Annotated in this window: 10 protein-coding genes; 7 read left to right on the top strand and 3 right to left on the bottom strand. The window is 72.9% G+C overall.

Annotated features, from left to right (window positions below):
* Positions 1–231 precede the first annotated feature (231 nt).
* Positions 232–696, bottom strand: coding sequence for an iron chaperone (locus DMB42_RS12350; protein WP_260477646.1), 465 nt, complete (start codon positions 694–696; stop codon positions 232–234).
* 62 nt (positions 697–758) lie between these two features.
* Positions 759–1,214, bottom strand: coding sequence for a carboxymuconolactone decarboxylase family protein (locus tag DMB42_RS12355; RefSeq protein WP_125633917.1), 456 nt, complete (start codon positions 1,212–1,214; stop codon positions 759–761).
* A 180-nt stretch (positions 1,215–1,394) separates the two neighbouring features.
* On the opposite strand from DMB42_RS12355, the gene DMB42_RS12360 reads away from it, so the two are divergent.
* From DMB42_RS12360 to DMB42_RS12370, 3 genes are all read left to right on the top strand, one after another.
* Positions 1,395–3,878, top strand: coding sequence for a tetratricopeptide repeat protein (locus DMB42_RS12360; RefSeq protein WP_125633919.1), 2,484 nt, complete (start codon positions 1,395–1,397; stop codon positions 3,876–3,878).
* Positions 3,879–3,967: 89 nt separating this feature from the next.
* Positions 3,968–4,381: a VOC family protein gene (locus DMB42_RS12365; RefSeq protein ID WP_125633921.1), complete on the top strand. Its 414-nt coding sequence runs from the start codon at positions 3,968–3,970 to the stop codon at positions 4,379–4,381.
* Positions 4,382–4,620: 239 nt separating this feature from the next.
* A complete protein-coding gene (locus tag DMB42_RS12370; protein ID WP_260477647.1) occupies positions 4,621–5,445 on the top strand; it encodes a nitroreductase/quinone reductase family protein in 825 nt (274 codons plus the stop codon).
* Between the two features lie 10 nt (positions 5,446–5,455).
* Here the strand turns inward: DMB42_RS12370 and DMB42_RS12375 are convergent, their stop codons facing one another.
* The gene (locus tag DMB42_RS12375) at positions 5,456–6,664 is read right to left on the bottom strand and encodes an MFS transporter (RefSeq protein ID WP_125633925.1); all 1,209 of its coding nucleotides are present in this window, start codon (positions 6,662–6,664) and stop codon (positions 5,456–5,458) included.
* An 86-nt stretch (positions 6,665–6,750) separates the two neighbouring features.
* Here DMB42_RS12375 and DMB42_RS12380 point away from each other — a divergent pair, with 86 nt between their 5' ends.
* From DMB42_RS12380 to DMB42_RS12395, 4 genes are all read left to right on the top strand, one after another.
* The gene (locus tag DMB42_RS12380; protein WP_125633927.1) at positions 6,751–7,203 is read left to right on the top strand and encodes a helix-turn-helix domain-containing protein; all 453 of its coding nucleotides are present in this window, start codon (positions 6,751–6,753) and stop codon (positions 7,201–7,203) included.
* Positions 7,204–7,289: 86 nt separating this feature from the next.
* Positions 7,290–7,847, top strand: coding sequence for a TetR/AcrR family transcriptional regulator (locus DMB42_RS12385; RefSeq protein ID WP_125633929.1), 558 nt, complete (start codon positions 7,290–7,292; stop codon positions 7,845–7,847).
* A gap of 11 nt (positions 7,848–7,858) precedes the next feature.
* On the top strand, positions 7,859–8,209 hold the full coding sequence (locus DMB42_RS12390; protein WP_125633931.1) for a hypothetical protein: 351 nt from the start codon (positions 7,859–7,861) through the stop codon (positions 8,207–8,209).
* Positions 8,210–8,518: 309 nt separating this feature from the next.
* Positions 8,519–11,725, top strand: coding sequence for a LamG-like jellyroll fold domain-containing protein (locus DMB42_RS12395; protein WP_260477648.1), 3,207 nt, complete (start codon positions 8,519–8,521; stop codon positions 11,723–11,725).
* Positions 11,726–11,731 lie beyond the last annotated feature (6 nt).

Here is an 11,731-nt window from a genome sequence, read left to right on the forward strand (position 1 = left end):
CAATGTCGAGGTGCTGTCCAGCGACGGCATGTCCATCGAGATGCGCGACACCGACGAGGACGTCTTCCGCGCGGCGGAGGAACTCGGTATCGATCTGTCCCGGCGTGAGCCGAGCAGCGTGGAAGAAATCTGAGGGAGAAATCTGACGGTCCCCTGCTCCACTGCGGCGGGCCGGGCCGGAGCCGGGTCCGGCGCGCTGCGGTGGAGCAGAACCGGCGGGTTCGCGGGACCTCAGCCCGCGGCCTGCCGCACGAGGGCGGCGATGCGCGCCTCGGTGTCGGGGGTCAGCTCCTTCAGCGCGAAGGCGCTCGGCCACATGGCGCCGTCCTCGAGGGTCGCCCCGTCGTTGAAGTCGAGGGTGGCGTACCGGGTCTTGAACTTCGCCGCGGGCTTGAAGAAGCACACGACGGCGCCGTCCTTGGCGTAGGCGGGCATGCCGTACCAGGTCTTCGGGGTAAGGTCCGGGGCGGCGGCCCTGATGACGGCGTGCACCGCCTCGGCCAGCACGCGGTCGTCCTCGGCCATCTCGGCGATCTTCTCCAGCACGTCGCGCTCGCCGTCGGCCGCCGACGCCTTCCCGCCGCGCCGGGCGGCCTTCTTCAGCTCGCTGGCGTGCGCCTTCATCGCCGCGCGCTCGTCGTCGCTGAAGCCGTCGAAGCCCTTGCCCGTGGTGGCGGTGTTCTCGGTGCTGCTCACGGTGAAATCTCCTTCTTTCTGGGGGTGAATGCTAGTACTGACCGTTTTGTGGGGTGTGCTGCTCAGCCCCACGCGCCGGCGATCTGCCGGGTCGTGGCGTTGAGCCGGTTGAACAGGTTGGTCACGCCGATCATCAGCACGATCGCGGCGAGCTGCTTCTCGTCGTAGTAGGTGGCGGCCCGGTCCCAGACCTCGTCGCTGACCGCGTCGGCCCGGTCGGCCAGGCGCGTGGCGGCCTCGGCCAGCTCCAGCGCCGCCCGCTCCTCCTCGCTGAAGTACGGCGCCTCGCGCCAGGCCACGACCGTCGCCAGCCGCTCCTCGCTCACCCCGGCCTTGCGGCCGGTCTTGACACCCGCGTCGATGCAGGCGCTGCAACCGTTGATCTGGCTGACCCGCAGGTGCACCAGCTCCAGCGTCTGGGCGTCCACGCCGCCGGAGTGCACCGCCTTGAACAGATCCTGGATGGGCTGCATCGCGCCGGACAGGACGAAGGCCGGGTTCTTCATACGGGACTGCATGGTCGTTCTCCTGTTTTTGCTGGTCCGCCGCCCCGTCCCCCGGGGCGTGACTCCATCTCAGCCGAACGCCCGCGCCACCACGATGCCCGTGGGACACCGTGGGACAGCCGGAACGCCGTTGGCCTGCGGCGATTCGTCCCGGTAAGTTTCTTCCGCGACGGGACAGAGAGGCAGGATCACGTGGGACGACAGACGCTCAAGGCGGACCCTCAGGACGAGCTGGCCGCCCGGTTGCGCCTGCTCCAGGAGTTGTCCGGGCACGGCGTACGGGCACTCGCGCGCGAGACGGGCCTCAGCTCGTCGTCGTTGTCGCGCTACCTGAGCGGCCAGTCGGTGCCGCCCTGGCCCGCGGTGATCGAGCTGTGCCGCCTGGTCAAGCGCGACCCCCGCCCGCTGCGGCCCCTGTGGGAACGGGCCGCCAACCCCCTGCCCGCGCCTCCGAAGGCGAGCCGGCAGGTTCAGCCGCCGTCGCCGCCCGCCGGCGCGCCCCGGCCGCCCCGCAACGACCTGCCGCGCGACGTGCCCGACTTCACGGGACGCCAGGCCCAGCTCGACGCCGTGCTCGCCGCGGTCGCCGGCAGCCGGGTGGTGGCCGTGGACGGCATGGCGGGCGTCGGCAAGACGTGCCTGGCGGTGCACGCCGCGCACCGGCTCGCCGCCGACTACCCCGACGCCCAGCTCTACCTGGACCTGCACGGGTTCACCGACGGGCGCGAACCGCTCGATCCCGACCCCGCGCTGCGGACCCTGCTCGCCGCGCTCGACGTCCCCTCGGAGAAGATCCCGCAGGAGGGCGGCATCGAGCCGCTGGCCGCGTGCTGGCGGTCGGAGCTGGCCGCCCGGCGGGCCGTGGTCGTCCTCGACAACGCCGCCAGTGCGGACCAGGTCCGCATGCTGCTGCCCGGCGCGGGCGAGTCCGTGGCCCTGATCACCAGCCGCAACCGGCTGCTGGGCCTGGAGGAGGTGCCGCCCGTCTCGCTGGACGTGCTCACCCCCGACGAGAGCGCCCAACTGCTGGCCCGCGCCAGCGGCGACCCCAGTGGGCCGGACGGCCGGCTGGGCCGCGACCCGGAGGCGGCGGCCGAGGTGCTGCGACTGTGCGGCCACCTGCCGCTGGCCCTGCGCCTGGCCGGCGCCCGGCTGCGCCACCGGCCCGGCTGGACCGTCGGCATCCTCGTCGAACGCATGGCCGAGGGCGCGAGCGAGTTCGACACCGCCTTCGCCATGTCCGTACGGCAGCTCGACCGGGCGCAGCGCCGCCTGTTCCGGCTGCTGGGCCTGCTGTCCGGGTCCTCCTTCGACGAGTACGTGGCCGCGGCGCTGGCCGGCGTGCCGCTGCGCGGGGCGCGGGCGATGCTGGAGGACCTGCTCGACGCCCACCTCGTCCAGCAGCCCTCGCCCGGCCGCTACACCCTGCACGACCTGGTCCACCAGCACGCGCGGCGGGCCGCCGAGGAGCAGGACACGCCGGCCGAGCGGGAGCAGGCGCTCGGCCGGGTGCTCGACTACTACGTGCACGCGGCGGCCGCCGCCGACGCCGCGATGCCGTACGAGTCGGGCAGCCGTGCCGCCTCCGCGGGCAGCCCGCCGGCCGAGCTGCCGGCGTTCGGCAGCAAGCACGCGGCCCTCGGCTGGTTCGTCGCGGAGTACACCAACCTGATGGGCGCGTTCGAGGTGGCGGTCGCGACCGGGGCCGACGCGCACGCCTGCGAGCTGCCCCGCTTCATGCGTACGTTCTTCGCGCGGCGCTGCGGCACCACCCACCTCAACGTGCTCTTCGAACGGTCGCTGGCGGCGGCGCAACGCCTGGGCGACCCGTGGCAACTGGCCGAGGCGCACAGCGACCTGGGCTTCGCCCGTTACAACGCGGGCCGCATGGCCGAGGCCGGCGCCGCGTACGAGGCGGCGGCGCCCCTGGTGTCGGAGGTCGGCGACCCGCGCTCCGAGGCGGACCTGATGATGCGCCGCGGCCACCTGAGCTGGGACGAGGGCCACGTCGAGGCGCCGCTCGACCTCTTCAGGCAGGCCGGCAGGCGGTACGCCGACGCCGGCTGCCCGACGGGCGCGGCCCACGCCGCCGCCGACGAGGCGTGGGCGATGTTGCAGCTCGGACGGCCCGAGGAGGCGGCGCGGCTGGCCCGCGACGTGCTCGGCCACACCGGCGGCGAGCCCGGCTGGCCCGCCACGCTGTCCGCCCGGATCACGCTCGGCATGGCCATCGTGCACGACCAGCCCGACGAGGCCGCGCGGCACCTGCGCCAGGCCCTGGAGCTGGCCCGCGAGGACGGCCACAAGCACAACGAGGCGTGGTGCCTCAACTGCCTGGGCGTCGCCCTGCGCCAGATGGGCCGCCACGAGGAGGCGCTGGACAGCCACCGGCAGGCGTTCGCGCTCCTGGACGAGCTGTTCGAGGAGCACTGGAAGGTGCACTTCCTCTACGGCTACGGCGAGACCTGCCGGCTGGCCGGCCTGCCCGAGGAGGCGCTGCGCCTGCACCGCCAGGCGTTGGAGCTGGCCCCCAAGGTGGGCGCGCGGCACAAGGAGGTGCTGGCGCACGAGGGCATCGCGGCCGTGCTCGACGCGACCGACCCGGCCGCCGCGGCCGAGCACCGCGCGGCGAGCCAGGCCCTGCGCCGCGAGCTCATCCCGGAGCCGGCCCGGTAACCGGTCAGGAATCGAGAAGCGCCGGGTGCGGCGGCCTCCGTAGCGTGGGGTGCATCGACAGGAGCTCTTCCGCACCAAGGAGATATGACATGAAGGCGCACGTCAGCTCGATCCTCCTCGCCGTACAGGACATGGACCGGGCCAAGCGGTTCTACACCGAGGGGCTCGGCTGGAAGATCGAGAACGACTACGGCATCTCGGTGTTCTTCGAGTCCGACGGCGCCTCGCCCGTCGGCTTCTACGGCCGCGAAGGTCTGGCCGGCCTGGTGGGCCTGAGCCCGGAGGGCAGCGGCTTCAGCGGGGTCGTCCTCACGTACGTCGTCCGCAGCGAGGCGCGGGTCGACGAGATCATGGACGAGGCCGAGAAGGCCGGCGCCACGATCCTCAAGCCCGCCGGCGCCCTGCCGTGGGGCGGGTACGGCGGCACCTTCGCCGACCCCGACGGCTACGTCTGGAGCCTCGGCTACAGCGCCGAGGGAGAGGACCAGCCGTACGCCGAGTAGCGTTTCCGGAGCGGATGGGGGCGCGGGACGGCGCCCCCTGCCCCCCTCCGAGGCCGGTGTCGTCCCGCTTTGCGAAGAAAATCTTGATGAAGTAGCCTGACCCCGTGACTGCCGGGTCGGCCTTGGGCCACGAACCAGAGAGCAGCCCGGCCCTCGCGTGATCGCCGGGCGGGCCCGCGGCCCGCCGTTCCTCTTCTCCATTCAGCATGTCAGTGCAAGTACCGACACCATGGAGAAGAGTGGATTTCAACAAGCAGGTCATCGAGGAGTTCCGCGCCAACAACGGCCAGGTCGGCGGCCCCTTCGAGGGGGCGAGACTGCTCCTGCTCACCACGACGGGCGCCCGTTCGGGCAGGCCGCACACGGTCCCCCTCGGCTACCTCCCCGACGGCGGCGAGCGCATGCTGGTCATCGCCTCCGCCGGGGGAGCGCCGCACGATCCCCACTGGTACCGCAACCTGCGGGCCGACCCCCGGGCCACCGTGGAGAGCGGCGTCTTCGTCTTCGACGTCGAGGCGGAGATCCTGGAGGGCGCCGAGCGTGACGCCGCCTTCGCCCGCGCCGTGGAGAGCGATCCCGGCTGGGCCGACTACCAGGCCAGGACCGCGCGTACCATCCCGGTCGTCGCGCTCAAGGTGGAACCGGGGCCGCCCCGGTCGAACGCGTCCTCGGGCGGTGCGTACCTCAAGCAGGTGCACGACGGCTTCCGCCGCGAGCTGGCGCTGATCCGCAAGGAGCTGACCGGCTCCGGCCGCCCCGGCCTGGGCGTGCAGCTGCGGATCAACTGCCTGACCATGTGCCAGGGGCTGCACCACCATCACACCGGCGAGGACCTGATGATGTTCCCGGCCCTGGCCGAACGGCATCCCTCGCTCGCCCCGACCATCGAGCGGCTGTCCAGGGAACACGAGCGCATCGGCGTGCTGGTGGAGGAGCTGAGGCAGGCCCTGTCGGGTGACGACCCGCTGCGGGTGCGCGCCGAGATCGAGCGGCTGGTCGACGAGCTCGAGGCGCACCTGGCGTACGAGGAGGAGCAGCTCGTGCCGATCCTCGACCTCGCCTGAGCCGGGGCCGTCAGCGGGAGACGGCGGGCTGGTCTTCGGCGTGCGGCCGCGGCTGCGTGGCCAGACGCCTGGACAGGACCGCCACGAGGAGTCCGAGCGCGCCGTACGCGGCGCCCAGCACGGCGGCGGCCGGCCATCCCCCGATGCTGTAGGCCGAGGTCGTGGTGACCGCGCCGAGCGCGGACCCCAGCGAGTAGAAGGCCATGTAGGCGCCGATGACGCTGCTGCTCCGGTCGGGGCGGGCCGTGGTCAGCAGGTGCTGGCTGCTGACGTGTACGGCCTGCACGGCGAAGTCCAGGACGATGACGCCGGCGATCAGCAGCCACAACGACCACCCCGCCTGGCCGATCAGCAGCCAGGACGCCGTGAGCAGGGCCAGCGACCAGCAGGTGACCCGCGAGGCCAGGCCCCGGTCGGCCCATTGGCCGGCCCGGGCCGCGCCCAGCGCACCGGTGAGACCGGCGAGCCCGAACAGCCCGATCGCGGTCGTGCCGAGATGCCACGGCGCGTCGGCGAGCGGCAGCGCCAGCCCGCTCCACAACGTACCGAAGGAGGCGAACAGGAAGAAGGCGACCAGTCCCCGGCTGAGCAGGAGCCGGTCGCCGGTGACCAGCCGGCCCAGCGAGGACAGCATGGCGCCGTACCGGGCGCCGGGGCTGCGGACGTCGGCGTCGAGGGTGCGGCGGACGGCGAACGCGAGCACCGCGCACAGCCCGGCGATGACCAGGTAGACCACCCGCCAGTTGGCCAGCTCGCCCAGCACGCCGGCGACCATCCGCACCCCGAGGATGCCGGCGACGACACCCGAGGTGATCGTGCCGATGGTACGGCCGCGTTCGGCGGCGGGTGAGACGGCGGCGGCGTAGGCCACCGTGATCTGGACGACCACGGCGAACAGCCCGGCCAGGGCCAGCCCGGCGATGGCGACGCCGCCGGCGGGCGCGACGGCGGTCACCGCCGCCTCGGCCGCCACGAGCACCAGATGGGCCGTGATGAGCTTGCGGCGGTCGAACAGGTCGCCGAGCGGGACCAGCAGCACCAGCCCCGCGAGATAGCCGATCTGGCCGGCGGCGACCAGCCATCCCAGCGCTCCTTCCGTCAGCCCGAGATCCTGGCCGGCGGCCCGGAGGACCGGCTGAATGCCGTAGACGGGCGCCACCGCCACGGCGCACACCAGGGCGAGCAGGACCCGCTGCCGCCGGGTCAATCCTGCCGGCATGACAACCTCCAATAAGTTTCAAAGTGCAACCGATCGGAGGTTAGGGCATAATGGTTTCAGATTGCAACTCATCGAGGAGGGGTTCGGTGGACGTCACACTCGCTGCGGGAAGCGCCTGGACCGATCCGTCCTGCCCGGTCGCGCGGGCCGTCGACCTGGTGGGCGACCGGTGGAGCCTGCTGATCGTCCGCGACGCGATGGATGGTGCGAGCACCTTCACCGAGTTCCACCAGCGGCTGGGGATCGCCCGCAACATCCTCACCGACCGGCTCCGCAGGCTCGTCGAGCACGGCATCCTGGCCAAGAGCGCCGCCGGCGACGGCAGGCGGCACGCCTACCTGCTCACCGCCGCCGGGCGGGACCTCTTCACGGCCGTCGTCGCGCTGCGCCAGTGGGGCGAACGCCACGCCTTCGCCCCGGACGAGACCCACTCCGTCCTCGTCGACGACCAGGGCCGGGAGCTCGCCCCGCTCCGCCCGCTCGGCCAGGACGGCGAGCCGCTCTCCGCCGAGACCTCACGCGTCCGCAAGGCGGTCTGAGCCCGCCCAGCCGTACGACGACCCGTCGCAGAATTGAGGAACGAACGTTCTTGACTGATTGTTCCTAAACTGGCTACGATCGACCCATGGGACGACCAAGAGGATTCGACGAGGTCACGGTGATCCGGGCGGCGGCAGAGCTGTTCTCGACCCGGTCCTACGACGGCATCTCCATGGACGATCTGGTGACCCACCTCGGCGTCCATCGCAACAGCCTGTACAAGACGTTCGGCAGCAAGCGCGGGCTCTACCAGGCCGCGCTGCGCTGGTCGCTGGAGCACGACATCGCCCCGCTGATCGACCAGGTCGCCGGGGCCGGCGACCTGGACCAGGCGCTGCGCGTGGCGGTCGCCGAGCCCGCCGCCGAGGTCGGGCTCAACCTGCTGCTGCTGGCCGCGGTCGAACGCGCGCCGGTGGACCAGGAGGTCGCCGATCAGCTTTCCACGGTGCTGGCCGCCTTCGACCGGGCCGCCAGGGCGGCGGCCGGGCCGCAACCCCCCGCCCAGGGCGGCGAGGAAAACCTGGCCTTCGCGGTCACCGCGGCCGTCCTCGGGCTCCGCCTGCGGGCCCGGTCCGGCACCGCGGGCACCGACATCGACCAGGCCGGCGCCGCCTTGGCCCGCCGGCTCACCCAACACGCGTAAGGAGTACGAACATGGCAGAGATCAGCATCGACGGGCAGAACCTGGTCGTGGAGATCGAGGGCCTGGACAAGTTGTGGGCGCTCAAGAGCCGGCTGGTCATCCCGCTGGCCAACGTGCGCGGTGCCACGGCCGACCCGGGGATCGTCGGCGAGCCCAAGGGGCTGCGCGCGCCCGGCGCGCACCTGCCCGGCGTCATCACGGCCGGCACCTTCCACCTCAACGGCGAGAAGGTCTTCTGGGACGTGCACGACGCGGCCAAGGCCGTGGTCATCGAGCTGGCCGACGAACGTTACGCCCGGCTCGTGGTGCAGGTCGCCGACCCCCACGCCGCCGTGGCGCTCATCGAGCGGGCCAGGCCGTGAGCTGACCGCCTGCCGCCGGACCAGGGACTGGTGGCCCTCGGTGTGGCCGCCGCAGCGGGTGGCGCGGCGGCCGGGCCGTGGCTGTCCCCGGCGAAGGGCTACTGGCGGGTAGCGACGGTTCCTTCCAGACGTGTACCGACTTTTGGCGAAATTCGCCAGAAGATCTAGACGTATGCACTTACGCGGGTGACAATCCGTTCGTCAATCGAAGATCACCTGGTCCCGCGCGGACCTCTGGTCGACATGCGAGGACCGATGCGGGTTGTGCGTGGGCTTGTCGCGGCCTTCTTGGCATTCACGATTCCGGCGGTGCCGCCCGCCCGAGCCGAACCGCCGGACGCGGGCACGCCCGCGGTGAGCGTGCCCCCGGCCGCCGAAGAGGCGGCGGTCGCGACGGCCAGGCGTACGGGCGCGGCGGTCGAGATCGAGTCGATGCGGAGCGAGACCCGCCAGGTCTTCGCCCGCCCGGACGGCACCTTCACCCTCGAACAACACGCCCGTCCCGTCCGCGTCCGCCAGGCCACCGGCTGGGTGCCCGTGGACACGACGCTCCGCCTGCGGCCCGACGGCGCGGTGGAGCCCGTGGCGACGGCGGCCGGGCTGACCTTCTCCGGCGGCCTCGGCCAGCCGCTCGCCCGCCTGTCCCGCGGCGGCAAGGCCCTGGAGCTGAGCTGGCCCGGCACGCTGCCGAAGCCCACCCTGAACGGCGACACCGCCACCTACCCCGAGGTGCTGCCGGGCGTGGACCTGCGGGTCACCGCCGACGTGGACGGGTTCTCCCACGTCCTGGTGGTCAAGACGCGGGCCGCCGCGAGGACGCTGCCCGACCTGGACTTCCCGCTGTCGGTCAGCGGCCTGTCGCTCACCTCGGACAAGGCGGGCAACCTGGAGGCGGTCGACCGGACCGGCGGCACGATCTTCATCGCGCCCACCCCGACGATGTGGGACTCGACCGGCGCCCCGAGCCAGGCCGAGGTCAAGGAGGGCCGCGCCCCCGAGGCCCGGCAGGCCACGATGGGGGTCTCGCTCGAAGGCAGGAAACTGCGGCTGCGGCCGGACCGCGCGATGATGAACGACCCCAAGACGCGCTACCCGGTGTTCCTGGACCCGTACTTCTCGGCCGCGCGCGGCGCCTGGACCGCCGTGTGGAGCAACTGGCCCAGCTCCAACTACCTCAACTCCAGCGACGTCGCCCGCGTCGGGCACGTCAACTCGCAGACCAACCGCTCCTTCTTCCAGATGAACACCGGCTCCACGATCCACGGCAAGCAGATCATCAAGGGCACGCTGCGCACGTACGAGACGTGGTCGTACTCGTGCAGCGCCCGCGCGGTCGAGGCGTGGTCCACCAACACGATCAGCAAGAGCACCACCTGGAGCAACCAGCCGAAGTGGGTCAAGAAGCTCTCCACGGTGAACGTGGCCAAGGGCTGGGGCTCGGCCTGCCTGCCCGGCGGCGTCGAGTTCGACGTCACCTCGCAGGTCGTGGACGCCGCCGCCAACAAGTGGCCCAACATCACCGTCGGCCTGCGCGCCACCAGCGAGACCGACCAGTACGCCTGGAAGAAGTTCCGCAACAACCCGAGCCTGGTCATCGAGTACAACTCGCTGCCCGCCGACCCGGTGGCGGCCGACGCCTGGTCCGACCCGGGCGGCCCGTGCGTCTCCGGCGACGGGCGGCCGGTCATCAGCACCCCCACCCCCAAGCTGTGGGCCCGGCTCAAGGACGTCGACAACTCGGTCAGGGGCCGCTTCGAGTGGTACCGGGCCGACGGGACGAAGGCGGGCGAGTACCTGACCCCCGTCGGATCGACGGGCACGGCCTTCAGCGCCGTCGTCCCGCAGAGCCTGTACGCCGACGGCGCGCTGGTCCGCTGGCGGGTCCGCGCCGAGGACGGCAAGGCCAACAGCGCGTGGAGCCCCTGGTGCGAGGCGACCGTGGACGCCACCGCCCCCGGCCGGGAGCCCGAGGTGTCCTCGGCGCAGTTCGCGGAGAACGGCTGGAGCGACGGCGTCGGCCTGGCCGGCGGGTTCACCTTCGCCCCCAACGGCGTCACCGACGTCGCCGCCTACGTCTACGGCCTGGACACCGCCCCCAAGATCGAGATCCCGCCCGCCCAGGACGGCACGGCCGCGATCACGCTCACCCCCCGCCACGACGGCCCGAACGTCCTGTCGGTGCGCAGCAAGGACCGCGCCGGACAACTCGGCCCGATCCGCACGTACGTCTTCAACGTCAACGCCGGCCGGGCGCCGGCCGGCCACTGGCCCCTGGACGAGGGCCAGGGCGGCACCGCCGCCGACGCCGCCGGAACCCACCCCGCCACCCTGTACGGCGCCACCTGGACCCCGGGCCGGACCGGCTCGGCGCTGCGGCTGGCCGGCGCCTACGCCCAGACCACCGGCCCGGTCGCCGACACCGGCCGCAACTTCGCCGTCACCGCCTGGGTACGCCTGACCGGCACCACCGCCTCCGCCACCGCCGTCACCCAGGAAGGCGGCAGGACCGGCGCGTTCTCCCTCCAGTACGCCAAGGCCGACAACCGCTGGGCGCTGGCCGTGACGGGCGCCGACACCGACGCCGCCCCGGTCGCGCGCGCGTTGTCGGCCGCCGCCCCCCGCCTGAACGAGTGGACCCACCTGACCGGCGTCTACGACTCGGCCGCGGGCCAGATCTCCCTCTACGTCAACGGCCGGCTGGAGTCCACGGTCGCCGTCCCCGCGCCCTGGAACGCCGCCGGCCCGCTGACCATCGGCCGCGGCAGGATGGCCGGCGCGGCGGCCGACTTCTGGCCCGGCGACGTGGACGAGGTCCGGCTCTACGGCCGCGCGCTGTTCGCCGACGAGATCGCCGACCTGGTCAACAGCGCCGCCACGCTGGTCGGCCACTGGAAGCTGGACGACGGGAGCGGCCTGTCGGCCGCCGACTCCTCCGGCCGGGCCACGCCCGCCACGCTGGCCGGCGCCGCCACCGGCCCGGCCGGCTGGCTGGACGGCGCCCTCGCGCTCGACGGCGCCACCGGGTACGCCCAGGCCGCCGCGCCCGCGGTCGTCACCGGGTCCGGGTTCACCGTCGCCGCCTGGACCCAGCTCGACTACCTGCCCGCCAAGGACACCGCCGCCGTGGCCCAGCCGGGTACCAGGGCGGCCGGTTTCCAGCTCGGCTTCGACAAGGAACAGGGGCGGTGGGTCCTCGGCATGGCCGCCGCCGACACCGATGCCGCCGCCCTCGTCCGTACCCGCTCCGACGCCGTACCCGCCCCGCTGGAATGGACGCACATCGCCGGCGTGTACGACGCCCTGGCCGGCGAACTGCGCGTCTACGTCAACGGCCGCCTGTCGGCCACCACCGTCACTCCCCACGTGAGCACCTGGAACGCCACCGGCCCGCTGCAACTGGGCCGGACCAGGACCGCGGGCGTCTTCACCGGCTACTGGCCGGGGACCGTCGATGACGTCCGCACGTACGACGGCGTGCTCAGCGCCGAGCAGATAGCCCAGCTAGCAGCCCAGTAGCCCCTC

It is taken from the genome of Nonomuraea sp. WAC 01424, assembly GCF_003947315.1.
Taxonomy (GTDB): Bacteria; Actinomycetota; Actinomycetes; order Streptosporangiales; family Streptosporangiaceae; genus Nonomuraea; species Nonomuraea spiralis.

What these genes read in the sequence shown, in the direction of transcription:
- DMB42_RS12355 (WP_125633917.1), bottom strand. Translation starts at nt 1,214, where the DNA reads ATGCAGTCCCGTATGAAGAACCCGGCCTTCGTCCTGTCCGGCGCGATG.
- DMB42_RS12385 (WP_125633929.1), top strand. Translation starts at nt 7,290, where the DNA reads ATGGGACGACCAAGAGGATTCGACGAGGTCACGGTGATCCGGGCGGCG.
- DMB42_RS12365 (WP_125633921.1), top strand. Translation starts at nt 3,968, where the DNA reads ATGAAGGCGCACGTCAGCTCGATCCTCCTCGCCGTACAGGACATGGAC.
- DMB42_RS12375 (WP_125633925.1), bottom strand. Translation starts at nt 6,664, where the DNA reads ATGCCGGCAGGATTGACCCGGCGGCAGCGGGTCCTGCTCGCCCTGGTG.
- DMB42_RS12390 (WP_125633931.1), top strand. Translation starts at nt 7,859, where the DNA reads ATGGCAGAGATCAGCATCGACGGGCAGAACCTGGTCGTGGAGATCGAG.